Consider the following 24,870-nt stretch of genomic DNA (forward strand, 5'->3'; position numbering starts at 1 on the left):
AGCCTATCGTGCGCAAATCCAGATTCCTGCTCGTGACCTTGCTGTGCCTGTGCGCCGCTGCCGTGCTGTACGTTATGGCATATCGGGCACTGGGGCATTACCTCAGCGACGGCGAGAAGGCCTACCCGGATATCAGCGTTGAAATTCGCTGAGGGCCGTGCGGCCTGAAGGGGACTGCGCCGATTTTTTCGCACTGATTTACCCGCCATTTACCCGCCGTCGGCAATGATGACGCTGCGTCTCCACATTGTGTGGTTCTTTTGGGCGGAATGCGGTTATGTCACTGCAGCAGGTATCGAATGTTTCTTTGAGCAACAACGGCTTAAAGGGCATCGGTTACAAACATTATGCGTTGGCGATCGTGGCGTTTTCGGCGCTCGTACGGTCTATTTCCTTAACGGACAGGTATTTTTGGTGCGATGAAGCCTCCAGCGTGCTGACCAGCCGTTACGATGTGGGCGCTTTGCTCTATCACGCTTCCTTCGATGTTCACCCGCCGTTTTATTACCTGCTGCTGCATGGCTGGATGGCGCTGTTTGGCGACGGCATTCTGGCGGCTCGCTCGCTGAGTCTGGTGTTCGGCGTGATGACGGTGGCGCTGGCGATGCGCTTTACCCGTTGGCTGGCCAATGAGCGGGCGGCGCTGATCGCGGGATGGCTGATGGCGATCATGCCGATGGCGGTGCGCTACAGCCAGGAGGCGCGCATGTATGCGCTGATGGGGCTGCTGGCGATCGCCGCCGCCATGGCGTTGGCGAAGTGGCTGAAAACGCCGGATAACCGCCGTTATCTGGCGCTGTATGCGTTAGTGATGACGCTAAGCTTTTATACCCATTACTTCACGATTTTCACGCTGATCGCTCACTGGATGGTGCTGCTGGCGCTGTCGTGCCGCCGCGAAGGCGAACGTTACATCAAACGGCCGGCGTGGTGGTTGGCCAATGCGGCGATCGGGATGGCCTATATTCCCTGGCTGCTGGCGCTGTTCAATCTGCTGGCGCATATCGCCGAACTGCGGGTCGGCGGCGACGTCGGTTGGATCCCTCGGGTTTCCTGGGGCGATCTGCCGGCGATGTATTGGCGTTTTCTCACTGGGCATGATGGCAGCAACTATCCCATGGCCATTCTCTGGCTGTTGCCGGCGCTGTTTGTCGCGTTGTGTTCATTGCTGCTGTGGCGGCGGGAGACGCCGAGAACATTCTCTCTGTTGTTGCTTGGCGGGATTCTGATACCGGTGACGCTGGTATTCGCCATTTCCTGGCGCTCGCCGCTGTTTGTCGATCGCTACCTCTATTCGGCCGCGCTCGGCATCCCGTTGGTGTTGGGCGTGCTGATCGCCGGAACGAAAAGCCGAGTGCGCGGGATCTCTTTGCTGCTGTTCTTCAGTTTGTTGTTCGGTTGCGGTGTGCGTAACGATTATCCGGTCGAGAAAGATGAGTTCAAGGTGATGGTGCACTACATCAACAGCCACTATCAGCTCAACGATGCGGTGGTGGTCAGCAACATGTTCAACTACCTGAGTTATGTGTATTACAACAAGAAGGGCTATCGCGCCTTGCTGTACACGCCGGCCAGGCCCAACGGCATCTCGGGTAAGCCCAACGCCTATGGTTTCGGTACCTTTTTCCACGATCGGGCGGCGCAGACCTACGTCGATAAGCTCAGCGCCTTATCGAAAGGCCATCGCCGGATTTGGCTGGTCAGCGGCGGCGATTTCAACCAGGACTTCGGCCGTTCGCCGCCGGGTTGGGTCAACACCGCTACCTTCAAGAGCGGCGGTTTTGAGTCGCGCCTGTTCGTGGTGCGTTGAGCAAAATGTCATATTTCCCATTCGGCGTTACATCTGGCCGAGCAAACTTACGCGGGGATGACAGTTCTATACATTGAGATTGGTACTGTAGCTCTACCCGATGATGTTGTGTGTTATCCATTCCCTGTAGTGTATTACCCCATCCCTGTTAAGTTTATCCCGCCTTGTGCGGGATTTTTTTTATCTGCGCATGCTTGGTGGGGTAACGCGATTTTTTTGAATAACACCGTCAGTTTTATTCGGTATTCAGTCGCTGCGCGCTTGATTAGATTGAACGCGAGAGGGGCGCCGTCGGCGCCTTTGTGCAATGAGTGGAGAATTTCTATGGCGAAGACAGTAGTGGTGTTTCATTCCGGCTACGGCCATACCGAGCGTTTGGCGAACGTGGTGGCGGAAGGCGCCGGGGCGGAATTGATCGCCATCGATCAGAACGGCGATATCAGCGACGAAGCCTGGCAGACGCTGGATGAGGCGGACGCCATCATCTTTGGCTCGCCGACCTATATGGGCGGCCCATCCTGGCAGTTCAAGAAATTCGCCGACGCCAGCTCCAAAGCCTGGTTCGGCCGCAAGTGGCAAGACAAAGTGTTCGGCGGCTTTACCAACAGCGCCAGCCTGAACGGCGACAAGCAGGTGACGCTGATCGCGCTGCAGACGCTGGCTTCGCAACATGGCGGCCTGTGGGTCAGCCTGGGGCTGCTGCCGGCCAACACCAAATCGGCGCAGCGCACCGACGTCAATAACCTGGGCGGTTCGGTGGGGCTGCTGGTGCAGACCCCGGCGGATGCCGGCGTGGATGAGATGCTGTCGGGCGATCTGGCGACCGCCAAGCTCTATGGTCAGCGCGTAGCGGGCTTTGCCGCCAAACTGGCGTAAGACCTATCGCGTAGATGGGACGGTGACGCGGTTGAACGGATGCCGCGTTCATTTTCTCTGCACAATTGGCGTGTAATCTGCGAAATGTTATTAGCCTGCTTGGGCTAACACTGCATTTCGTACAAATATTCCCGGTTCCTAGGCCGGGTTTTTTGTTGCTAAGGTCTGCTTAAGCTTTCGCCGCTATACTGCGCGTCAGCATGGCCATGCAATGCATGGCCGTGTCGTAACTGTCGATTTGCTGTTGTTCAAGCAAGCCCGCTTCATGCGGGCTTTTTTTGGGTTGTTATTGCACAGGCGGCCCAGTTGCAGGAAAATAATCGCGCAGTGATTCAAACATCATTTAATGACCAATAACCATAAACTTATTAATGTAATTAACGCCGTCGGCGGCCTATTACGCCATGCGCTATGCTGACAGCAGAGTAGGTATTATTTGCTGACGCTATGCGGGGGGTTCCCGCCGCGGCCGCCTCAGGCTAAGAAAAGTCTGTTAATTAAATGTTAATGTTTTTTATTATTGATTTGTCTGGCTTTTTTGGTTGAAATTCGGATTGACTATCCCTCACTGGCCGGGCGAGCGAGTATGCACATTATTATTCTGGTTATTAGCAAAATATGGGCGAGGCGATGAACGCCAGAATAAACGCCAGGCATGGCCTGCCGCTAACGGTTCAGCTGATCAATCTTTTCATGCTGGCCTTTTTACTTTCCCTGGTGGGTATTCTTAGCCGGCCAATTGGCTCGCTTTCCTTATTTTGGCCGGTAAATGCGATTCTGCTCGGTCTGCTGCTGCGCAAACCCATTTACGCCACGCCGCTCGGCTGGCTTACCACCTATCTGGGCATGATAGTCGCCGATCTCATTACCGGCGAAGGCTGGTCCCTGGCGCTGTGGCTGAACGCCTGCAACATGTCGCTGATCGCCGTCGGTTACGGCATCATGCTGATGCTGCCCCAATCTCAACGGCGCATGGGCAAGCCCCAGGCGATACTCTATATGTTCAGCGCCAGTTTGGCCGGCGCGGCGGTGGCGTCGACGCTGTCGGTGCTGCGTAATGACAGCCTCTATAACAACACGGTGGTGATCGCCTGGCTGGCCTGGTTCAGTGAGCAGTTCTCGACGACCTTGCTGCTGTTGCCGGTGCTGATGGCGGCGCCGCGGCTGAAGCAACTGTTGCGCATGCAGGTGCGTTGGCGTTTGCAAGGCTGCCTGCCGCTGCTGGCGCTGCTGCTGTCGCTGGTGTTCAGCGTCTATATCGGCGGGCCGGGTGCTATCGCCTTCCCGATCCCGGCGCTGCTGTGGTGCGCGGTGCGCTACCAGCTGTTCCCCGTGACGTTGCTGACGCTATTGACCGGCATGACCGAGATCAGCAGCATTTCCGCCAACCTGATGCTGTATGAAACGCCGAACAACCACAACGCCTTCCTCGATACGCTGATGTCCGCCCGACTGGGCATCGCCATGCTGGTGATGGGGCCGCTGATCCTCGCCAGCTCTATCGCCGCCAACCGCAAGCTGATGCGGCGTCTGGAGCACAGCGCCAACCACGATTTTTTGACCGGCGTGCTGGCGCGCAGCGCGATGACGCGTAAAGCGGGCGAGCTGCTGGAGCATAAACATCGCTCCAAAGAGGCGGTATCGCTGTTGCTGATCGATATTGATCATTTCAAGCAGATCAACGATACGCACGGCCACAGCGCCGGCGATCAGGTCTTGGCGTCGTTCGCGCACATCGTGCGGCGCGAGCTGCGGCACGATCAGCTGTTCGGCCGCCTGGGCGGGGAAGAGTTCGCCATCATGCTGCCGCGCGCGCTGGCGGCGCAGGGCGTGGCGTTGGGGGAACATTTGCGCCGGCTGGTGGAGCAGACGGCGCTGCAGGTGGAAGGCAAGCAGACGTTGAAAATCACCATCAGCGTCGGCGTCGCCAGCCTGGCGATGAACGAAGTGAAATCGCTGGAGCAACTGATGAACATGGCGGATATCGCGTTGTATCGCGCCAAATCGCAGGGGCGCAATCGGGTGGAGTCGTTCAACGTGGTGAACGGCAACAGCGTCGAGCATATCCTGTTCCGTTAGGGCTCGACGCCGGGAAACTGTTGCTTACAGGCTTTTCAGCGCCTTGATGGTTTCATCCATGTCGATCTCGTGCTCGGAGAAGGTATGGGTGGTGTTCTGGAAAGTAGTGATGGTCAGCATGCGCAGCGTTTGCATGGCCTGTGCCTGCTCTTCTGACTGCGGGCGAATGCGATTCATCAGCAGGCCGACCGACAGCACGGTGTTCTCTTTATCCACATCGGCTTTGACCGGCACTTCCTTGGTGAAGGTATTGAAAGACTTGATGCTGGTGATCTTGATTCTTTCATTGGCGATGATGATGTATTTGCTGGGCGCCAACACTTTGACCGCATAAGCCGACGGACCTTTGGTGTTATTGGTCGGTTCGAAGGTCACCGCCGCGTTTTTCTTAATCAGCTCCGGATTCTGCACTTTAATCACGTGAAAATAACGATTTTCTCCGTTCTCGTCGGTAATAAAGCCGAAGCCTTTGTCTTCAAAAAAAGTCGTTATCTTGCCGTTCATCGCTATTCTCACAAAAGGGATCAATACAGCGCTTATGATAGCGCGGAATGCCTTGCAGCGACAGATTGCGCGGGCGGCATTTAGTCATGCGATAACGGCATTTAGCGGCTTTCCCCCCACATGCTATGTTCATGCTGACTTCATTCAATGCGAAAAAGGAATATCGATGGGCATCAAACGTCTCAATCACGCCGTGCTGTATGTCAGCGACGTGCGGCAGAGCGCCGACTTTTATCATCAGGTCTTGGGCTTCAAGCTGAAGCCGTCCGACAGCCCCGACCGGGCGGTATTTACCCAGGCCGCCGATTCGGACAACGATCACGATTTGGCGCTGTTCAGCAAGAATCTGGGCCAGCAGCGCGCCGGGGTGTTTCGCGCCAACAACGAGCCGCCGGCAGAGCATGAGCCACCGGCCGGGCTGTACCATCTGGCCTGGGAAGTGGACAGTCTGGAAGAGCTGGAGCGCATTCGTCACCAGCTGGCCGAACGCGGCATTCTCGGGCTGGAAGAGGATCACGGCGTACACAAAAGCATTTATGGCCACGATCCGGACGGACTGCTGTTTGAGGTGACCTGGTTTATTCCGCCGGCGCTGCTGACCGAAGAGGATAAAAACCGGCAGGGAATTCGCCCGCTGGATTTCGCCGCCGAGAAGCGGCGTTTCGCCGGCCTGTAAGCGGATCAGGTGCGGGGCGCCGCGGCGCCCCGACGATCACAGCACTTTGTTGAGGAAGTTAACGGTGCGCGGGTGCTGCGGCTGAGCCAGCACCTGCCTGGCGTCGCCCTGCTCGACGATCTGCCCGTCGACCATAAACACCACCCGATCCGCCGCTTCGCGCGCAAAGCCGATTTCATGCGTCACCACCACCAGCGTGACGCCCAGATCCGCCAACCCTTTAATCACGTCCAGCACTTCGCCGACCAGCTCGGGATCAAGCGCGGAGGTCGGCTCATCGAACAGGATCACCTTCGGGTTCAGCGCCAGCGCGCGCGCGATGGCGATGCGCTGCTGCTGGCCACCGGAGAGGTGGCGCGGGTAGGCATCCGCCTTGTGGCGCAGCCCGACGGTATCCAGCAGTTCATAGGCCACCGCCTTCGCCCGTTCGCGGGAGTGAATTTTGTGCACCACCGGCGCTTCGATGATGTTTTCCAGCACCGTCAGGTGCGGGAACAGGTTGAAGTTTTGGAACACGTAGCCGACGTTGATGCGCTGCCGGAGAATGGCCTTTTCCTTCAGCTCGTACAGCCGGTTGCCCTTGCGGCGGTAACCGACGTAGTCGCCGTCGATGCGGATAAAGCCTTCGTCCACGCGCTCCAGATGGTTGATCGCCCGCAGCAGCGTCGATTTGCCGGAGCCGGAAGGCCCGAGGATCACGGTTACGGTGCCCGGCTGCAGCGTCAGGCTGACGTCGTCCAGCGCCTTGTGTTTGCCGAAAAACTTGCTGACGTTGCTGATTTCGATCAGGCCGCGCGCCGGCACCGGGGTGAGATTGCGCGCCGGCTGTTCGGGCAAGGCGTAATAATCAATGGCTTCAGACATGCGGGTCTCCTAACGTTTTAGCCAGCCGGCCAGTTTCTGCCAGGGCGTCGGCGGCAGTTCGCGCACCGCGCCCCGAGCAAAATAGCGCTCGATGTAGTATTGGATCACCGACAGCGCGGTGGTGATGAACAGATACCAGACGGTGGCGACCATCAGCAGCGGTATCACCTGCTGAGTGCGGTTATAGATCACCTGGATGGTGTAAAACAGCTCCGGCAGCGCCAGCACGTAAACGATCGAGGTGCCTTTCGCCAGGCTGATGATCTCGTTGAAGCCGGTCGGAATAATGGAGCGCAGCGCCTGCGGCAGAATAATGCGGAAGGTGCGGCGATAGCCCGGCAGGCCCAGCGCCGCCGCCGCCTCGTGCTGGCCGTAATCCACGCCCAGAATGCCGCCGCGGATGATCTCGGCGGTGTAGGCGGACTGCACCAGCGTCAGGCCCAGCACCGCCACTGCGAACTGGCCGAGGATGTCGATGGTCGGGTAACTGGCGAACACCACCGAGGTAAAGGGAATGCCCAGCGAGATGGCGTCGTACAGATAGGAAAAGTTATACAGGATGATCAGCACCAGGATCAGCGGCAGCGAGCGAAACAGCCAGATATACCCCCAGGCCAGCGACGCCAACAGGTAAGAGCGCGACAGCCGCGCCAGCGCCAGCAGGGTGCCGAACAGGATGCTGAACAACGTGCCGAGCAGCGTCAGCAGCAGGGTCTGTCCCAGCCCCGCCAGCACCGCCGGGGCGAAGAACCACTCGGCGAACACGCCCCATTCCCAGCGCGCGTTGCCCGCCACCGATTGCACGATGGCGGCCAGAATAAACAGCGAGAACAGGGCGCCGATCAGCCGCAGCGGATAGCGGGCGGGCACCACTTTCAAGACTTCTTGTTTGGACATGTCATGTCTCCTGACTACAGATAAAGGGGGTTTAGGCGATTTTCCTTTCCGACGCGCAACAACACGCGTCCTCTGCAATCAGGCTTTTGCGGAACGGCAGGCGGCCATCGTAGGGCGGACGGCTGTAAACCTCGCTGTCAACGGTGGGATCGAACTGCGGCTGGTAACCGTTGCTCAGGTACAGGCCCACCGCTTCTGGCTGGCGAAAGCCGGTGGTCAGGTAGAGCCGGCGATACCCCTGCGCCAGCGCCAGCGTTTCCAACTGCTGCAATACCCGCTGCGCCAGGCCCTGGCGGCGCAGATCGCCCCGGGTCCAGATGCGCTTCAGCTCGGCGGTTTGCGCGTCATAGCGTTTGAAGGCGCCCATGGCGATCGGCGCACCGGCGCGCAGCAGCACGATGAAGGCGCCCTGCGGCGGCGCGTACAGGTCCAGCGGTTCCGGTTCCTGGTCACCAAAATAGTCGCCGTAACGCTGGCGATATTCGCCGAACAGCCCCTCGATCACCGGGGCGATCAGCGGATCGGTCGGCAGCGTCTGAATGAAAGTGTCTTGCGTCATCGCGCGCTCCTAATCGCCCAGGCCGGGCGGGTTGATTTCCGACTGCGCAAGGCGTTCGACGCTCTCGCCCCAGCGGTTGAGCACCTGATCGTACTGTCCGCCGCGGATCGCGCCGTTCAGCGCTTCATTCACCGCCTGCACCAGCCCGTTGCCTTTACGGGTGGTGACGGCGATGTGCGCCGCCTTGGGCCAGCCGCCTTCCACCGTGCCCGCCAGCCGGGTGCGGCCGTTCAACGCCGCCTTATAGGCGCCCAGCACGTTCGGCCCGAAGTAGGCATCGGCCCGGCCGGACTGGATCGCCAGCGTGGCGGCCGCATCGTCGGTCACGTAGATCGGCTGGAAGGGTTTGAGCCCCTGTTGTCGATTCTGTTTGTCCCACGCCAGCAAAATTGCTTCCTGATTGGTGCCGGAGCCGACGATGATCTTTAATCCGGCGATATCGGCAGGCTGTTTGATCGTTGCGATCTTGCCGCCGGTTTTGACGTAAAAGCCGAGCGAGTCGATGCGGTAGGTGGCGAAGTCGAAGCGGGTTTTGCGTTCTTTGGTCACGGTGACGTTGGTGATGGCCGCGTCATACTTGCCGGAAACTACCCCCAGCGGCCAGTCTTCCCACGAGGTTTGCACTACGTTCAGCTCCAGGCCCAGGCTGTCGGCCACCAGTTGCGCGATATCCACTTCACTGCCGATCAGTCGCCGGTTGTCGGCGGCGAACAGCGCCAGCGGCGGCGTGTTGAGCGCGGCGATTGCAACGGTGAATTGGCCCGGCTTCACGAAGTGGAAATCGGCCGGCAATTTGGCGATCGCCTGCGGGTTTTTCGGCGCGTGGATCGGGGTTTCATTGGCCTGTAAATCGATGCCGGTGCCCGCCTGCGCGGCGCCGGTCAGGCTCAGCAAGGCCGCCACGAGGGCGGCGGTAACGGTTTTTTGCATAGCGGGTATCCCTGACAGCGTTCTTATTATTGAGTGAATCTGTTCAACGGGCGCGTCAGGCCCAGGTGCTCGCGCAGCGTGTCGCCATGGTACGCCCGGCGGAACAGGCCACGTTGTTGCAGGATGGGCACCACCCGATCGACGAAGTGGCCGAAGGCGTTGGGCGTGCCGCCGCTGATGATGAAGCCGTCGGCGGCTGCGCCGTCGAACCAGCGTTGCAGGCCGTCCGCCACCGCTTCCGGCGTGCCGCTGAACGCCGGGCGCGGCGAAGCGGCTTCCAGCGCCACCTGGCGCAGCGTGAGGTTCCGCTCGCGGGCATTGCGCTTGATGGCGTCGGTGGTGCTGCGGAAGCTGTTTTGCCCCAGATCGCCGATGTCCGGGAAGGGGGCGTCCAATGGGTGGCGGGAAAAGTCGTAATGTTCGAAGTAGCGGCCAAGATAGTTGAGGGCGTTCTCGATGCTGACCAGGCGGGCGGTCTCCTGGTATTGGCGCTCGACGTCCGCGTCGTCGTCGCCGACGATCACGCTGATACCTTGGAAGATGCGCAGGTCGTCCGGCTCGCGCCCCTGTTCCACCAGTTGCCGCTTCACGTCCTGATAAAAATCCTGCGCCTGCTCCAGCGTGTCGTGATGGGTGAAGATCGCATCGGCGTGTTGGGCCGCCAGCCGTTTTCCGTCTTCAGAGGCGCCGGCCTGGAACAGGATCGGGCGGCCCTGCGGCGTGCGGCCGATGTTCAACGGCCCCTGCACCGAGAAGAACTCCCCCTGGTGATTGAGGGTGTGCAGCTTCCCGGCTCTGAAAAATTCGCCGCTGGCTTTATTGCGCACGAAGGCATCGTCTTCCCAGGAGTCCCACAGCCCTTTGGCGACGTCGAGAAACTCACCGGCAATGCGGTAACGCAGGCTGTGTTCTGGGTGTTCTTTGCGCGAGAAGTTTTTGGCCGAGCCTTCCAGCGGCGACGTCACCACGTTCCAGCCGGCTCGGCCGTTGCTCAGGTGGTCGAGGCTGGCGAACTGACGGGCGACGGTGAACGGATCGCTGTAAGAGGTGGAAAGGGTGCCCACCAGGCCGATTTTATCGGTGGCGGCGGACAGCGCGGCCAGCAGGGTGAGCGGTTCGAAACGATTAAGAAAATGGGGAATGGACTTTTCGTTGATATATAACCCATCGGCGACAAACACGAAATCGAATTTCCCCTGTTCGGCTTTTTTCGCCGAGGCGATATTAAATTCGAGGTTGATGCTGGCGTCAGCGGTGGCATCCGGGTGGCGCCAGGCGGACATATTTCCCGATGCGCCGTGCAGAATGGCGCCCAGCCGTAATTGCCGTTGATTATTCGCGTTGTCGCTCATCGTGATTATCCTGTCATGCGCCGCAAAGGCGCGCGGTGTCTGATGTGTCCACTATTGATGAGCGGCAACGGGATGTAAAACAACAAAACAGCATATTCAAATGTTGAAAACTGCAAATATCACGGCGAGCGAAAATAATAATCCCCGGCGCGGCATCTGCGGCGTCGGGGAAATACTATTTCACGTTATTCAGGCGTTGCTGAGGGCTTTTTCTGGCGCGGTAGTGAGCTGTTGCAGCGTGCGTTCCGCCAGCAGTGTGAAATATTGTGCGGCGGGGAACAGGGCGCGTTCATCGGGGTTGAAACGCGGATGATGCAGGCCGAATTCGCTGGCGGAGCCGATGCTGACGAAGACGCCCGGCACATGATGCAGATACAGCGCGAAATCTTCACCCCCCATTTGCAGCTCCGCCTCTTCGACCCGGTAGCCGGCCTCGGCGGCGACGGTTTTGCTGAACGCCGCCCAATGGGCGTCGTTGATCACCGCCGGCGGCCCCGGCTGCCAGTGGAGTTCGGCCTGCGCGCCCAGCGCGGCGGCAACGCCGTCGATCACCTGGCGAATTTTATCCGGCACCTGGCGGCGCACCGCGTCGCTGTGGGTGCGCACCGTGCCTTCAAGCTCGACGGTTTGCGGCAGCACGTTCCAGGTATTGCCGCCTTCGATGCGCGTCACGCTCACCACCAGCGATTCCAGCGAGCTGAAGCTGCGGCTGGGCAGCGTCTGCAGCGCGCCGACGATCTGGCTGGCGGTGACGATGGTATCGACGCCCTGTTCCGGTTTGGCGGCGTGGGCGCCTTTGCCGGTGATGCTGATCTGGAAGCGATCGACGTTGGCATAGAACGGCCCGGCGCGGGTGGCGAAGGTGCCGGTGGGCAGCTCCGGCGCGTTATGCAGGCCAAATACCGCCGCGACGTTATCCAGCGCGCCGGCGTCGATCAGGTGCCGGGCGCCGTTGAAGGTTTCTTCCGCCGGTTGGAAGAAGATGCGCACCGTGCCGGGCAGCTCGGCCTCACGCGCTTTGAGCAGGTGCGCGGCGCCGAGCATTACCGAGGTGTGAAAGTCGTGGCCGCAGGCGTGCATCACGCCGCTGTTTTGCGAGCTGAAGGGCACGTCGGCGATTTCGTCGATCGGCAGGGCGTCAATGTCGCCGCGCAGGGCGATGATCGGCCCCTTGCCGCTGCCGATCTCCGCCACGACGCCGGTTTTCAGCGCCAACGGCAGAATACGAATGCCTGCCTCTTGCAGCCAGCGGGTCAGCCGGGCGGTGGTGGCGAATTCGTGATTGGAAAGCTCCGGGTTTTGGTGCAGCTCACGCCGATAGGCGATGATCTTTTCTGCCAACTGGCTGGTCATAGGCTTGGCTCACAGTGGGAAATAAACCCTAACCCTAGTGCAGGGGGCGCAGAAGCAAAAAGACCATCTGGTTATATTTCATAGCGATTGCGTCTGCATGGGGGCGTCAACGCTGGGGTCAGCGGGCGAGTTTGGGCGTTCGCGCGTTGTTCGCCGGCGCAGGGAGAGGATTGGCCTGGAACGGTAACGTATCGCAACCGGTGCAATGCATTTACACCGGGCAACACGGATTTTTTCACTCTTTATCGGATTTCTGTGATCGCGGTGGTGGACAAAATCTTGCCTGCTTGCTGTACTGTAATCGACACAGGTTTTGTGTCTTTCATTCACGTTAAAGGTAAGTTTGATGTCTAAGATTAAAGGTAGCGTTAAGTGGTTTAATGAATCCAAAGGCTTCGGTTTCATTACTCCGGAAGATGGTAGCAAGGACGTTTTCGTTCACTTTTCTGCCATCGTTAGCAATGGTTTCAAAACGCTTGCTGAAGGCCAGCGTGTAGAGTTTGAAATCACGAACGGTGCCAAAGGCCCATCTGCCGCTAACGTTACTGCTATCTAAGCTGCGTAGCTGAATTTCTTAAAACCCGCTCATTGAGCGGGTTTTTTATTGGGCGCGTTATGCGTCGCTGCGGCGGGCCAACAGGCTGAACAGCAGGATGGCGATGGCGTAACAGCCGACGATGGTCAGCGCCATCGACAGGCCCGAAGTGCCGCCCAGCCCGGTGAGCGGCACGGCGCAGGCCCCAAGGGCGAACATGCACACGCCGATCAAGGCCGAGGCGCTGCCCGCTTTGTCCCCCTGGCTTTGCATCGCCAGTGAAGAGGCGGTCGGGCCGACGATGCCGATCACCGCCACCGAGAAGAACAGCGGCACCAGCAACACGGCCAGCGGCGCATGCAGCGCGGCGGCCAACAGCAACAACAACGACGCGACGGCCGCCAGCGTTAACCCGCCCCTCAATACCCGGCGTTCCCCCCAACGTGAACTGAGACGGCTGGCCAGCTGCGCCGCAATGATCAGCCCGACGCCGTTAATGGCGAAGCACAGGCTGAACATCTGCGGGCTGAGGCCGTAGATCTGCTGCAAGACGAAAGGCGAAGCGCCGATATAGGCGAACATGCCGGCCATCACGAAGCCCTGTGTCAGGCACAGGCCCATGAAATAGCGCTGGGTCAGCAACCCGCCGAGCGACATCAGCATCGCCAGGATACCGCCCTGGCTGCGGCGCTCGACCGGCAGGGATTCGCGCAGCTTCAACGCCGACAGGCTGAACAGCAGTACGGCGATGGCCGCCAGCACGCCGAAGATACCGCGCCAGTTCATCACCTGCAGCATGACGCCGCCCAGCACCGGCGCGACGATCGGCGCCAGGCCGTTGACCAGCATCAGCAGGGCGAAGAAGCGGGTCAGTTCATGGCCGGCGTACAGATCGCGGGCAATGGCGCGGGAAATCACCGCGCCGCCGGCGCCGGCGATGCCCTGCAGCAGGCGGGCGATCAGCAGCTGGTCGATGGTGGGCGCCAGCGCGCACCACAGCGAAGCGCCGAGCAGCAGGATCAGCGACAGCAACAGCGGGCGCATACGGCCCAGCTTGTCGCTGTAAGGGCCAAAAATCAGCTGGCCGACGCCCAGGCCGAGCAGCCCGGCGGTCAGACTGAGCTGCGCGGCGGCGGTAGAGGTATTCAGCTCGCCCGCCATTTCCGGCAGGGCGGGCAGATAGAGATCGGTGCACAGCGGCCCCAGCGCGGCCAGCAGGCCAAGCACGACGGCGTACACCAGACGTTGTCTGGCTAAGTGTTTGGTCATGGGAGATTAAGATTTCCTGAACAGGTGAGAAATGGCCTGCTGATACAGATCGCGCAGCAGGGACGCATCGGCTTTTTGCGTGGTAAGGATACGGTAACCGGTGCCTTCGCTCATGACGGCGATAAACTCCACCCGCGCGGCGATCTCCTCCGCGCTGAAATGGGGATACAGCCGCTGCAGATTGTGGCACACGTGGCGAAACAGCCGCGCTTCCGCATCGCTGAGCATTTTGGCCACCACCGGGTTGCGCGTGGCCTCGGCGGTCACTTCCAGCATCAGCATGTGATCGGTTTCGCTCTCGCCCGGCTGCTGAAACAGCGTGCGCGCCGCCAACGTGCCGGCGATCAGGTTGATGTGATCGCCAAGGTTTTCCAGCCGCTGCATCTTGTTGGTGATGATGCGGTTGACGATCTCTTCGATAATCGCGTCTTTATTGGCGAAATAGCGATAGATTTGCCCGACGCTGAGCTGCGAGCCCTGGGCGATCTCCGCCATGCTGGCGGCGTGGAAGCCGTGGCGGCGAAAGCTGGTTTTCGCCGCTTCGACGATCTGATCGCGGCGAGCCTGCACTTTGGCCTGTTTACTGTCGTTGGGGGGGAGCATCTGCCCGATCCTTTGCTACGCGTGAGCCGGGTTCACATTTTTGAGTGTGAACGTTCATTCTCAATTGTAGTGTAAACGGCCGGAAAGACGCAAGGTGAACGCGTGCTGCGGGGAAAAGGCGCTTATGTGAACAGGTAGGATTTGATAAAGGCGGCGACGATCAGGACGCACAGCGCAACGGCAATCGCTTCGGCGGCGGTTTTCGGCAGGCTAAACATAGCGGTTTCTCATCCAGTCAGGGGTACTGGATGAGATTATGCGCATGCAAGATTAAGGAAACATTAAGGGCTTAGCGCCCGTTGAGCCACATCACCAGCATAAAGGCCAGCAGCGTCATCGCCAGCGAACCGGCCAGGTTGAGCAGCATGTTGGCCAGCGCCCAGCCGAAGCGGCCATCCTGCATCAGGTATACCACCTCCAGCGAAAAGGTGGAGAAGGTGGTCAGGCCGCCGCAGAACCCGGTGGTGATCAGTAATTTCCAGGTGGGATCCAGATGCGTCATGCGGGTGAAAATCGCCATCGCCAGGCCGATGATAAAACCGCCGATCAGATTGACCATCAGCGTACCGAGCGGAATGTGGGCGTTCAGCGGATTCATTTTCATGCTTACCGCCCAGCGCAAAACGCTGCCGACGCCGCCGCCGATAAATACGGCCAGTAAAGAGCTCAACATGGGGCAACTACCTTTCAATCAGAGAAATTCACGAGGCTCGGAAAGGGACAGGCGTAACGCTACGCGCCTCTCTCCGAGAGGTTACGTAGACATCATCAGCCTGTGAAGGCGGTTAGGGAGGAATGTCATCTCCAGCGTGCCGCACGGCCTTTTTCGCCGCACCCGGTGGATGTTACACCTAACGCCGCCTATTTTGTAGTATCGACACTCTGCGAGGTAAAACGGATGGAAATCAGAACGGCGCGTCTGAGCGACCGGCACGCTATCGCTGAATTAATGACGGCGCTGGATTATCCCGGCACCGAGGCGTTTCTGACGCAGCGGATGCAGCAACTGTTGGCGCATCCGGATGAGGCGCTGCTGGTGGCGGCGGACGGGGAGCAGGTGTTGGGCGTGTTATCGTTGCATTTTCTGCCGCAGCTGGCGTTGGCCGGCGACATTGGCCGCATCAGCTATTTTTGCGTCGACGAACGGGCGCGCGGCGCGGGCGTAGGGCGGCGACTGCTGGCGGAAGGCGAGGCGCTGGCGCACCGTCGCGGCTGCGATCGGCTGGAAGTCCATTGCCACAGCCGCCGCGAGCGGGCGCATGCGTTTTACCGGCGCGAAGGCTTTGTCGAAGCGCCGAAGTATTTTGCCAAGATATTAAGTTAGTAAGTTACTCCCCTGGCGGCGCCGCCGTTTCCAGCCGGTTGCGGCCATTCTGCTTCGCCCGATAGAGCGCGCCGTCGGCCGCTTTCAGCCAGTCAAGATAGCCGCCCAGCGCGGGGTGGTAGTCAGCGATACCGGCGCTGATCTGCAGCCGCAGCTGCGGCGCCTCCTTGAAGCTGACCGCGTCCAGCCGCTGCTGGATGCGGCGCAGAACGATTCCCGCCTGTTCAGCACTGGTGTTCGGCAGCACTGCGCCAAACTCGTCGCCGCCGTAGCGCCCGACGATATCCACGTTGCGCATGCCGATCAGCAACTCTTCCGCCAACGCCGCCAGGGCCTCATCCCCCAAAGCATGGCCGAAGGTGTCGTTGATGGTTTTGAAGCGATCGATATCCATCAGAATCAGCGTGGCGTTATCCTGGTAGCGGCGGCAACTGTCGAACTGGCGATGCAGCAGGTGCTCCCAGTGGCGGCGGTTATATAAGCCGGTCAGCCCATCGCGGGTGCTGATGCGTTGCAGCTCTTGTTTCTTTTCCGCCAGTCGTTTGGCGGTGCGGTAGGTCACCAGCCCAAGCAGCGTCGGATACAGGTAGATCATCGGCAGGCACAGATAGATTTGCAGCGCCGTGCTGTGCGGGTGAAACGGGAAGCCGAGCAGCGCGGCGGTGAGCATCGCCGTGGTCAGTTGAATGGCCAATCCTTTCACAAACAGCGCTTTGCCGGCCGAAGCGATGTTGTTCATGCTCATCATCGACAGGATGACGATGGCGGGCAGCGCGTTGAACGCCATCATCGCCGCCCAGAAGCCGCCGAAGGCGGAGTCGATCAAGAGGTTGCGGATCTCGGCTTTGAACGGTTCTTTGGCGCGGCAGGCCAGGCGATAGGCGAGATGCGGCCAGAGAAAGCCGTGAAAGGCCAGCAATAGCCAGACCGCCGTGGGCGGAGCCAAGGGGTAGAGCGCGGCGCAAACGCAGATAAAGCCGAGCCCCAGACCGGCGACGCGGGGCAGATAGGTGCGTTTGGCGAAGCTGAGGCCGGATTTTCGGGCATCGAAAATGGGTGGTGCAATATACATCCGGCATCTCCCTGATAGGCATCACGGCAGCGTAGCATGCGGGTGATAAACTAAGAATAGTCTTGGATTCACGCCGCGGGGGCGCGTGGCATTCCTGCGACGGATCTCACTCTGTTACATGTTGCGGTTGTGCGAGCCGAAGGAAAGTCGCTAAATATTCGCAGGCAAGGTCAGTTTTTCTCGCTGTTCACGCAGCGCTCTATGATAAGAAGGTGAGTATGGAAGGTATCAGCATTACCAAACTTCTGGTGATTGCGGTGTTGGTGATTTTACTGTTCGGCACCAGCAAACTGCGCACGCTCGGCGCCGATCTTGGCGCGGCGCTGAAAGGCTTTAAAAAAGCGGTGGGCGACGACAGCACGCCGCCGTCCGCCGGCAACAATGCCGCCGAAAGTCAGTCCGCTCAGCAGAGCGTCGAAAAGAAAGACGTTTAATTCCGTCTGATGGCGCGCAATAAAAAACGGATGCCTTGCGGACATCCGTTTTTTGGCGTTTCCGCCGTCTATAGCGTAACAAACTATTACGCGTTATTTCACTTCCATCCCTTTGGCCTGCAGATCGGCGTGGTAAGACGAACGCACGAACGGGCCGCAGGCGGCGTGGGTGAAGCCCATCGCCATCGCTTCTTCTTTCATCTCGTCAAACTCGGCCGGGCTGACGTAGCGCTGCACCGGCAGGTGGTGACGGCTCGGCTGCAGGTACTGGCCCAGCGTCAGCATGGTCACGCCGTGGCGACGCAGATCGCGCATCACTTCAATGATTTCCGCGTTGGTTTCGCCCAGGCCAACCATCAGGCCGGATTTGGTCGGGATATCCGGGTGCGCTTCTTTAAAGCGCTCCAGCAGCTTCAACGACCACTCGTAGTTGGCGCCCGGACGCACCTGGCGGTAGACGCGCGGCACGTTTTCCAGGTTGTGGTTGAACACGTCCGGCGGCGTGGCGGTGAGGATCTCCAGCGCGCGATCCATACGGCCGCGGAAGTCCGGCACCAGCGTTTCAATTTTGATGTTCGGGCTCTTGGCGCGGATGGCCAAGATGCAGTCGGCAAAGTGCTGAGCACCGCCGTCGCGCAGGTCGTCACGGTCAACCGAGGTGATCACCACGTAACGCAGCGCCATGTCGGCGATGGTTTGCGCCAGCTTTTCCGGCTCGTTGGCGTCTGGCGCGATCGGGCGGCCGTGGGCCACGTCGCAGAACGGGCAACGACGGGTGCAGATGGCGCCGAGGATCATAAAGGTGGCGGTACCGTGGTTGAAACACTCGGACAGGTTAGGGCACGAAGCTTCCTCACAGACGGAGTGCAGGCCGTTCTTGCGCATGGCGGCTTTGATGCCCTGAATGCGCGTTGAGTCGGCAGGCAGTTTGATCTTCATCCACTCGGGTTTACGCAACAGCTCCTGCCGTTCGGTGACCACCGTTTTGACCGGGATCAGCGCCATTTTGTCAGCATCGCGGTATTTGACGCCGCGTTCCATCTGAATTGGTTTACTCATAATCGTGCAGGTTCCAGTTACGAAGCTCGACCGTCTGGTAGCCGAGTAAATGAACAAATTCCTGTACCAGGATTGGGTGTATGTCTTCAATGCCAACGCCGGGCGCCAGCGCGCTGACCTGCGTCATCTGCATGCCGGCGTAACCGCAAGGGTTGATGCGTTGGAAGGGGCTGAGATCCATCGCCACATTCAGGGCCAGGCCGTGGAATGAGCTGCCTTTGCGGATCCGCAAACCCAACGAACAGATTTTCTGCTCCCCCACGTACACGCCGGGCGCATCCGGACGGGCGCGCGATGCGAGGCGGAAGTGGGCGAGGGTGTTGATAACCGTATCTTCTATCGCCGTGACCAATTGGCGTACGCCGACCTTGTTGCGCTTCAGATCGACCATCACGTACATCACCTGCTGGCCCGGCCCGTGGTAGGTCACCTGGCCGCCGCGATCGCTCTGGACAACCGGGATATCGCCGGGCATCAGCACGTGTTCGGCTTTGCCGGCCTGGCCCTGGGTGAATACCGGGTGATGCTGCACCAGCCACAGCTCGTCCGGCGTAGTCTCGGTACGACTGTCGGTGAAGTTATGCATGGCTTGGGATACAGGCGCGTAGGGCTGCAACCCCAGCTGACGCAAAATGATCTTGTCTGGTTGCAAAAGAGTCATCGTCAGGTTACAGAAGTGGTAAAGCCATTATACCGGGCGCTCCGGCTGGCGACCAGCCTTTCGCTGACCAAAAATGCGCAACCCGGGAAGACGCTGCGCCATCCCGGGTTGATAAGCAGGGGTTTATGCTGGAATTACAGCACCATGCGAACAATTTCAATGTTGCCCAACTCTTCGTACAGGGTTTCGACCTGCTCGATGTGAGTGGCGTTGATGGTGATGGAAACCGAGTGGTAGTTGCCTTTGCTGCTCGGCTTAACCTGCGGGTTGTAATCGCCCGGCGCATGGCGCTGCACCACTTCAACTACCTGGTCAACCAGCTCAGGCTGCGCCAGGCCCATCACCTTGTAGGTAAACGAGCAAGGGAATTCGAGCAGTTCGTTCAGTTTAGTTTTTTGCATGTGCGTGCGCTCCAGAGTGCTAGCTAATCTATAAATTATAACTCCCGCCGGGGCGGGAGTTAATGTTATTCAGTATATGGGGGCAATTTCGCCCGTTTCAACCGTTAACCGAACCAGTGGTGGAACATCAGTTTGATGTAGTCCACGATGCGGCTGAAGAAACCGCCTTCTTTCACTTCGTTCATCACCACCAGCGGACGCTGGTCGATGGTTTTGCCGTCCAGCTGGAAGTTGATGCTGCCCACCACCTGGTTTTTCGCCAGCGGCGCGTGAATTTCCGGCGTGTTCAGCACATAGCTGGCCTTCAGATCTTTCATGCGGCCGCGCGGGATGGTCAGGTAGACGTCTTTATCCACGCCCAGCTCAACGCGGTCGGCATCGCCGAACCAGACCGGCTCGGAGGCGAACTCTTTACCGACTTTCAGCGGTGCCACGGTTTCGAAGAAGCGGAAGCCCCAGGTCAGCAGTTTCTTGCTCTCGGCTTCGCGGCCTTTGTAGGTGCGGCCGCCCATCACGGCGGAGATCAGACGCATCTGGCCTTCGGTCGCCGAAGCCACCAGGTTGTAACCCGCTGCGTCGGTATGACCGGTTTTGATGCCGTCGACGTTCAGGCTGTTATCCCACAGCAGACCATTGCGGTTCATCTGGCGGATATTGTTGAAGGTGAACTCTTTTTCTTTATAGATCGCATACTCTTCCGGCACGTCGCGGATCAGCGCCTGGCCGATCAGCGCCATGTCGCGCGCCGAACTGTACTGGCCCTGGGCATCCAGGCCGTGTACCGTCTGGAAGTGAGTGTTCTGCAGGCCCAGTTTGCTGACGTAGGTATTCATCAGGTTAACGAATGCGTCCTGGCTGCCGGCGACGTAGTCGGCCATCGCCACGCAGGCGTCGTTACCGGACTGCAGGTTGATGCCGCGGGTCAGTTTGGAGACCGGCACGCGATCGCCCGGCTTCAGGAACATCAGCGAGGAGCCTTTGAACACCGGGTTGCCGGTCGCCCAGGCGTCCTGGCCGACGGTCACCAGATCGTCCTGGCCGATTTTACCCGCTTTCAGCGCCTGGCCGATGACGTAGCTGGTCATCATTTTGGTCAGGCTGGCCGGATCGCGACGCGCATCGGCGTTCATCTCGGCCAGCACCTTGCCGGAGTTGTAATCAATCAGGATGTACGCTTCCGCATCGATCTGCGGGACACCTGGGATCATGGTTTTGATGTTAACGTCATCGGCGTGCGCAACGGAGGCTGCGCTCATTGCGATAACGGTGCCGAGGGCGATGCTTTTGATTAAGCGAAAAGAAGTTACTTGTTTCATGATCGGGACTACAACATCCGTGAAAGTAAAGTTAAAAAACGAGCCACACTATAGCAGATGCGATCCCGGCAGGCATTACCCATTCATCTGACTAATTGCGGTTAGTGCCCTTTTAGCTGCAAGAAAATGTTTCAGCTAAATAACCGCTTATCGGCCGTGAATGCCCGCCGGGCTTAACGCTCAGGGTGCAGCAGTAACGAAAGACTGTTGTTGCGCTTCGCTCGCCAGGCGTTGCTGCAGCTGGGCCGCCTGCTGACGGCTGCTGAACGGGCCGAGCTGAACGCGATAAACGTTGCCGTTGGCCGCTACTTTGCCCGGGACGCCAAACTGTTGGCTCAGGCTCTGTTGCCAGCTCTGGGCGCGTTCGGCGCTGCTCAGCGCGCCGACCTGCACCACATAGCCGCCGGAAGAGGCGGCGGCAGCCGTACCGACAGCCGCTGCGCCGGCCGCGACCGGTGCGGCCACTGCTGCGACTTCAGGTTCGGAACCTTCCAGCACGCCGGCCGGTAATGCGCTTGGCGCGCCGAGGAAACCGCTGCGGCCGTTGGCGGCATTGCCGCCGGCAGCAGGGGCGCTGTTGTCGTCGGTGCGCAGGGTGCTGTTATCGATCGGGCGCACCGCCGCGCCGCTGGCGATCGGCGCCTCCTGTTGAATAGGGGTGCCCATGCCGCTGGAGCCGAGATCCGGGCGCGCCGGCAGGGCGTAGCTCTGTTTCGCCACGATGGTGCCGATGGTGCCGGGGCCGCTCAGCGTGCCATCCGGCGCCACGTTGATGAAATCTACCTTGACCTTGGTGTTGTTGGACAGGTTGAGGCGATCGGCGGCAGCTTTCGACAGATCGATGATGCGGCCCTTGGTGTATGGCCCGCGATCGTTGACGCGCACCACCAGCTGACGGCCGTTGGCCAGGTTGGTGACGCGCACATAGCTTGGGATCGGCAGCGTTGGGTGCGCCGCCGTCAGGCCGTTGGGGTCAAACTGCTCGCCCAGCGCCGTGGTGTTGCCGTTGGCCTCTTCGCCATACCAGGCCGCCAGGCCGGTCTGTGAGAAGTTCTGCGGATCTTTTACAATGCGGTAAGTATCGCCATTAACCTTATAATCCTGCATGTTATTAGGGTTATAGGGTTCATATTGAGGCTCGACGCCGCCGATTTCCACCACCGGGCCGTTGTACGGCTGCGGAGGGGCTTGCTGTTCCGTGGTCGGGGCGGTACAGGCGGAGAGCAACACCGCCGCGACGCCGATCCAAAGCCATTCCTTACGCATTACTCACCTCTTATAAACTTTTAGACAGCATTTTCCGATGCGTGTGGATCGACATGATGATGCCGAAACCGGCCATCAACACTATCAGCGCCGAACCCCCGTAACTGACCAGAGGCAAAGGTACGCCAACTACCGGCAAAATGCCACTGACCATACCGATGTTAACAAACACATAAACGAACAAAATCAGCATCAAGCCGCCGACCATCACGCGGCCGAAGGTGGTTTGCGCCTTGGCGGCGATCATCAGCCCGCGAATGATCACCAGCAGGTAGAGCGCCAGCAGCACCAACACCCCGATCAGCCCCAGCTCTTCGGCCAATACGGCGAAGATAAAGTCGGTATGGCGCTCCGGCAGGAACTCCAGCTGCGACTGGGTGCCGTGCAGCCAGCCCTTGCCGGACAGGCCGCCGGAGCCGATGGCGATCTTGGATTGAATGATGTGATAACCGGCGCCGAGCGGATCGCTTTCCGGATCGAGCAGCATCATCACGCGGTCGCGTTGATAACCGTGCATCAGGAAGAACCACAGCACCGGGATAAAGGCCGCCAGCGCGACGGCGGCGACGGCGATCAGTTTCCAGCTCATGCCCGACAGGAACAGCACGAACAGGCCGGAGGCGGCGATCAGGATCGAGGTGCCGAGATCCGGCTGCGCGGCCACCAGCAGCGTCGGCAGGAAGATCAGTACCAGCGCGATGGCGGTGTTTTTCAGCGAAGGCGGGCAAACGTCGCGGTTCATAAAGCGCGCCACCATCAGCGGCACGGCGATCTTGGCGATTTCCGACGGCTGGAAGCGCACCACGCCGAGATCCAGCCAGCGCTGCGCGCCTTTACTGATCTGGCCGAAGGCGTCCACTAGGATCAGCAAAATCACGCAGAAAATATACAGATAGGGCGCCCAGCTTTCGTAGACGCGCGGCGGGATTTGCGCCATGACGGCCATCACGATCAGCCCCATGACGATCTGCCCGATCTTGCGCTCCATCATGCCGATGTCCTGGCCGCTGGCGCTCCACATCACGAAGGCGCTGTAGACCAGCAGGGCCAGGATCAGCAGCAGGAACGTCGGATCGATGTGGATTTTGGTCCAGATCGAGCCTTTTTGTTGGCTTTCAGTCATGTTCTACCTTAGTCACCTTCTACGCCAGGCGGCAGCGGGGCCTCGCTTGGCAATTGCGTATTGTTGTCGCCCAGCAGAATATGGTCGAGGATCTGGCGGGTGATGGTGCCCACCGCCGGACCGGAGCCGCCGTTTTCCAGAATGATGGCGACCGACACCGTCGGGTTGTTGAACGGCGCGAAGGCGGTCATCAGCTTGTGATCGCGCAGGTGCTCCGCCAGTTTGTGGGCGTTGTAGGTTTCGTAGCCGAATACCTGTGCGGTACCCGATTTCGCCGCGGCTTTATAAGGTGCGTCCGCAAAGTACTTGCGCGCCGTCCCGTTCGGACGGTTGGCCACACCATACATGCCGTCTTTGGCGATTTCCCAGAAGCCGGAGTGAATATCGCCGATTTGCGTGCTCTCTTCCTGTTTGAACGGCACCAGCGCGCCGTTGACGCGGGTGCTCTGCAGCAGGTGCGGCGTTTTGACGGTGCCGTCGTTGATCAGGGTGTTCAGCGCTTTGGCCATCTGGATCGGCGTGGCGGTCCAGTAACCCTGGCCGATGCCCACCGGAATGGTGTCGCCCTGATACCACGGCTTTTTATAGCGTTTCAGCTTCCACTCGCGCGTCGGCATCAGGCCGGATCGTTCTTCAGACAGATCGATGCCGGTGTACTGGCCGTAACCGAATTTGGTCAGCCAGCTCGACAGCCGATCGATCCCCATGTCATAGGCGACCTGATAGAAGTAGGTATCCGCGGATTCTTCCAGCGCTTTGGTGACGTTCAGGCGGCCGTGGCCCCATTTTTTCCAGTCGCGGAAGCGTTTTTCCGAGCCGGGCAGTTGCCACCAGCCGGGATCGAACACCACGGTGTTTTTGGTGATCACCCCGGCGCTCAGCGCCGACACCGCGATGTAAGGCTTCACCGTTGACGCGGGCGGATAGACCCCCTGCGTAGCGCGGTTGATCAGTGGGCGATTCGGATCGTTCAGCAGGCCCTGATAGTCCTTGCTGGAAATGCCGTCCACGAACAGGTTCGGATCGTAACTCGGGTTGGACACCATCGCCAGGATGGCGCCGGTGCGCGGATCGCTCACCACCACCGCGGCGCGGCTGCCGACCAGCAGCTGCTCGATATAGCGCTGCAGATCAAGATCGAGCGTCAGGTAAACGTCCTGACCGGCGGAAGGCGGTTGCTCGTGCAATTGGCGGATCACCCGGCCGCGGTTGTTGACCTCGACCTCTTCATAGCCTGTTTTGCCGTGCAGCGTGTCTTCGTAATAGCGTTCGATGCCCAGCTTGCCGATATCGTGGGTGGCGGCGTAGTTGGCCAGCTTGCCGTCTTTGTCCAAACGTTCGACGTCGCGGTCGTTGATCTTCGACACATAGCCGGTGACGTGGGTGAGGGCGGAACCATAGGGGTAGTAGCGGCGTTGATAGCCTTTCACTTCCACGCCGGGGAAGCGGAACTGATTGACCGCAAAGCGGGCGACCTGCACCTCGGTTAGTGCGGTTTTCACCGGAATGGAGACGAAACGGCGTGAGCGCTTGCGCTCTTTTTCGAAATTGGCGATGTCGTCGTCGGTCAGATCGACCACCGTGCGCAGCGCCTGTAGCGTGGCTTTGAGATCGTCGACCTTCTCCGGCATCAGCTCCAGCTGATAAATGGTGCGGTTGAGCGCCAGCGGGGTGCCGTTGCGATCGTAGATAATGCCTCGGCTGGGCGCGATGGGCACCAGCTTTATGCGGTTTTCGTTGGAGCGGGTGCGGTAATCCTCGACGCGGACCACTTGCAGATTATACAGGTTGGCGATCAGGATGCCGGACAGCACCAGGATGACCAGGAACGCCACCAGGGCGCGGCGTACAAACAGGGCGGATTCAGCCGTATAGTCGCGAAAAGGGTTACGTTCTATTTTCATCCC

Annotated in this window: 26 protein-coding genes and 1 riboswitch; of the genes, 8 read left to right on the plus strand and 18 right to left on the minus strand. The window is 59.7% G+C overall.

From position 1 onward, the window contains the following. Positions 1 to 8 precede the first annotated feature (8 nt). The 4 genes from ACP39K_RS07795 (at position 9) to ACP39K_RS07810 (ending at position 4,765) form a co-directional block, all read left to right on the plus strand. On the plus strand, positions 9 to 152 hold the full coding sequence (locus ACP39K_RS07795) for a hypothetical protein (RefSeq protein ID WP_016928795.1): 144 nt from the start codon (positions 9 to 11) through the stop codon (positions 150 to 152). Positions 153 to 277: 125 nt separating this feature from the next. Continuing rightward, positions 278 to 1,810 (plus strand): glycosyltransferase family 39 protein, encoded by a 1,533-nt coding sequence (locus tag ACP39K_RS07800; protein ID WP_161544473.1) that lies wholly within the window; start codon positions 278 to 280, stop codon positions 1,808 to 1,810. A 324-nt stretch (positions 1,811 to 2,134) separates the two neighbouring features. Further along, positions 2,135 to 2,686, plus strand: a complete 552-nt coding sequence (locus ACP39K_RS07805; RefSeq protein WP_033641101.1) for a flavodoxin family protein — start codon at positions 2,135 to 2,137, stop codon at positions 2,684 to 2,686. 630 nt (positions 2,687 to 3,316) lie between these two features. Beyond that, complete coding sequence (locus ACP39K_RS07810) at positions 3,317 to 4,765, plus strand: sensor domain-containing diguanylate cyclase (RefSeq protein WP_033634293.1); 1,449 nt, start codon at positions 3,317 to 3,319, stop codon at positions 4,763 to 4,765. Positions 4,766 to 4,789: 24 nt separating this feature from the next. On the opposite strand, the gene ACP39K_RS07815 is transcribed toward ACP39K_RS07810, so the two are convergent. Further along, the gene (locus tag ACP39K_RS07815; RefSeq protein ID WP_016928791.1) at positions 4,790 to 5,269 is read right to left on the minus strand and encodes a cold-shock protein; all 480 of its coding nucleotides are present in this window, start codon (positions 5,267 to 5,269) and stop codon (positions 4,790 to 4,792) included. A gap of 166 nt (positions 5,270 to 5,435) precedes the next feature. On the opposite strand from ACP39K_RS07815, the gene ACP39K_RS07820 reads away from it, so the two are divergent. After that, the gene (locus ACP39K_RS07820; protein ID WP_016928790.1) at positions 5,436 to 5,945 is read left to right on the plus strand and encodes a VOC family protein; all 510 of its coding nucleotides are present in this window, start codon (positions 5,436 to 5,438) and stop codon (positions 5,943 to 5,945) included. Between the two features lie 36 nt (positions 5,946 to 5,981). Here the strand turns inward: ACP39K_RS07820 and ACP39K_RS07825 are convergent, their stop codons facing one another. From ACP39K_RS07825 to ACP39K_RS07850, 6 genes are all read right to left on the minus strand, one after another. Then, a complete protein-coding gene (locus ACP39K_RS07825; RefSeq protein WP_015376924.1) occupies positions 5,982 to 6,809 on the minus strand; it encodes an amino acid ABC transporter ATP-binding protein in 828 nt (275 codons plus the stop codon). A 9-nt stretch (positions 6,810 to 6,818) separates the two neighbouring features. Beyond that, positions 6,819 to 7,706 (minus strand): amino acid ABC transporter permease, encoded by an 888-nt coding sequence (locus ACP39K_RS07830; protein WP_004940038.1) that lies wholly within the window; start codon positions 7,704 to 7,706, stop codon positions 6,819 to 6,821. A gap of 31 nt (positions 7,707 to 7,737) precedes the next feature. After that, entirely contained in the window at positions 7,738 to 8,265 is a 528-nt protein-coding gene (locus tag ACP39K_RS07835) for a GNAT family N-acetyltransferase (RefSeq protein ID WP_015376925.1), read from the minus strand. A 9-nt stretch (positions 8,266 to 8,274) separates the two neighbouring features. After that, a complete protein-coding gene (locus ACP39K_RS07840) occupies positions 8,275 to 9,195 on the minus strand; it encodes an ABC transporter substrate-binding protein (protein WP_004940036.1) in 921 nt (306 codons plus the stop codon). 26 nt (positions 9,196 to 9,221) lie between these two features. Beyond that, complete coding sequence (locus ACP39K_RS07845) at positions 9,222 to 10,547, minus strand: LLM class flavin-dependent oxidoreductase (RefSeq protein WP_244757999.1); 1,326 nt, start codon at positions 10,545 to 10,547, stop codon at positions 9,222 to 9,224. Positions 10,548 to 10,736: 189 nt separating this feature from the next. Continuing rightward, a complete protein-coding gene (locus ACP39K_RS07850) occupies positions 10,737 to 11,900 on the minus strand; it encodes a M20 peptidase aminoacylase family protein (RefSeq protein ID WP_033641098.1) in 1,164 nt (387 codons plus the stop codon). 346 nt (positions 11,901 to 12,246) lie between these two features. Between ACP39K_RS07850 and cspE the strand changes: the two genes are divergently transcribed. Further along, positions 12,247 to 12,456 carry a transcription antiterminator/RNA stability regulator CspE gene (gene cspE / locus ACP39K_RS07855; RefSeq protein WP_004940030.1) on the plus strand — a complete coding sequence of 70 codons (210 nt, stop codon included), beginning with the start codon at positions 12,247 to 12,249 and terminating at the stop codon, positions 12,454 to 12,456. A gap of 57 nt (positions 12,457 to 12,513) precedes the next feature. Here the strand turns inward: cspE and ACP39K_RS07860 are convergent, their stop codons facing one another. From ACP39K_RS07860 to crcB, 3 genes are all read right to left on the minus strand, one after another. Continuing rightward, positions 12,514 to 13,704: a multidrug effflux MFS transporter gene (locus ACP39K_RS07860; RefSeq protein WP_033641097.1), complete on the minus strand. Its 1,191-nt coding sequence runs from the start codon at positions 13,702 to 13,704 to the stop codon at positions 12,514 to 12,516. 6 nt (positions 13,705 to 13,710) lie between these two features. Next, a complete protein-coding gene (locus ACP39K_RS07865) occupies positions 13,711 to 14,307 on the minus strand; it encodes a TetR/AcrR family transcriptional regulator (RefSeq protein WP_016928784.1) in 597 nt (198 codons plus the stop codon). A 289-nt stretch (positions 14,308 to 14,596) separates the two neighbouring features. Then, on the minus strand, positions 14,597 to 14,980 hold the full coding sequence (gene crcB, locus ACP39K_RS07870; RefSeq protein ID WP_016928782.1) for a fluoride efflux transporter CrcB: 384 nt from the start codon (positions 14,978 to 14,980) through the stop codon (positions 14,597 to 14,599). Positions 14,981 to 15,059: 79 nt separating this feature from the next. Then, positions 15,060 to 15,122, minus strand: a riboswitch (Fluoride riboswitch). Positions 15,123 to 15,205: 83 nt separating this feature from the next. Here crcB and ACP39K_RS07875 point away from each other — a divergent pair. Further along, a complete protein-coding gene (locus tag ACP39K_RS07875) occupies positions 15,206 to 15,631 on the plus strand; it encodes a GNAT family N-acetyltransferase (RefSeq protein WP_497008414.1) in 426 nt (141 codons plus the stop codon). Positions 15,632 to 15,635: 4 nt separating this feature from the next. On the opposite strand, the gene ACP39K_RS07880 is transcribed toward ACP39K_RS07875, so the two are convergent. Further along, complete coding sequence (locus ACP39K_RS07880; protein ID WP_161544478.1) at positions 15,636 to 16,703, minus strand: diguanylate cyclase; 1,068 nt, start codon at positions 16,701 to 16,703, stop codon at positions 15,636 to 15,638. Between the two features lie 218 nt (positions 16,704 to 16,921). On the opposite strand from ACP39K_RS07880, the gene tatA reads away from it, so the two are divergent. Further along, positions 16,922 to 17,137: a Sec-independent protein translocase subunit TatA gene (tatA, locus tag ACP39K_RS07885; protein ID WP_048795289.1), complete on the plus strand. Its 216-nt coding sequence runs from the start codon at positions 16,922 to 16,924 to the stop codon at positions 17,135 to 17,137. Between the two features lie 93 nt (positions 17,138 to 17,230). Here the strand turns inward: tatA and lipA are convergent, their stop codons facing one another. The 7 genes from lipA to mrdA form a co-directional block, all read right to left on the minus strand. After that, the gene (lipA, locus tag ACP39K_RS07890; protein ID WP_330764681.1) at positions 17,231 to 18,196 is read right to left on the minus strand and encodes a lipoyl synthase; all 966 of its coding nucleotides are present in this window, start codon (positions 18,194 to 18,196) and stop codon (positions 17,231 to 17,233) included. Beyond that, positions 18,189 to 18,857 carry a lipoyl(octanoyl) transferase LipB gene (gene lipB / locus ACP39K_RS07895; RefSeq protein WP_015376934.1) on the minus strand — a complete coding sequence of 223 codons (669 nt, stop codon included), beginning with the start codon at positions 18,855 to 18,857 and terminating at the stop codon, positions 18,189 to 18,191. Before lipB ends, lipA begins: the two co-directional genes overlap by 8 nt. A gap of 134 nt (positions 18,858 to 18,991) precedes the next feature. Further along, positions 18,992 to 19,258 carry a DUF493 family protein YbeD gene (gene ybeD / locus ACP39K_RS07900; protein WP_004940012.1) on the minus strand — a complete coding sequence of 89 codons (267 nt, stop codon included), beginning with the start codon at positions 19,256 to 19,258 and terminating at the stop codon, positions 18,992 to 18,994. A gap of 104 nt (positions 19,259 to 19,362) precedes the next feature. Beyond that, positions 19,363 to 20,574 (minus strand): D-alanyl-D-alanine carboxypeptidase DacA, encoded by a 1,212-nt coding sequence (gene dacA, locus ACP39K_RS07905; RefSeq protein WP_004940010.1) that lies wholly within the window; start codon positions 20,572 to 20,574, stop codon positions 19,363 to 19,365. Positions 20,575 to 20,754: 180 nt separating this feature from the next. Beyond that, complete coding sequence (gene rlpA / locus ACP39K_RS07910; RefSeq protein ID WP_089184324.1) at positions 20,755 to 21,840, minus strand: endolytic peptidoglycan transglycosylase RlpA; 1,086 nt, start codon at positions 21,838 to 21,840, stop codon at positions 20,755 to 20,757. Positions 21,841 to 21,850: 10 nt separating this feature from the next. Next, positions 21,851 to 22,963, minus strand: coding sequence for a peptidoglycan glycosyltransferase MrdB (gene mrdB / locus ACP39K_RS07915; protein WP_004940006.1), 1,113 nt, complete (start codon positions 22,961 to 22,963; stop codon positions 21,851 to 21,853). A gap of 8 nt (positions 22,964 to 22,971) precedes the next feature. Beyond that, positions 22,972 to 24,867 (minus strand): peptidoglycan DD-transpeptidase MrdA, encoded by a 1,896-nt coding sequence (gene mrdA, locus ACP39K_RS07920; RefSeq protein WP_016928775.1) that lies wholly within the window; start codon positions 24,865 to 24,867, stop codon positions 22,972 to 22,974. Between the last annotated feature and the right edge of the window lie 3 nt (positions 24,868 to 24,870).

This window comes from Serratia sp. EC4, from assembly GCF_059652115.1.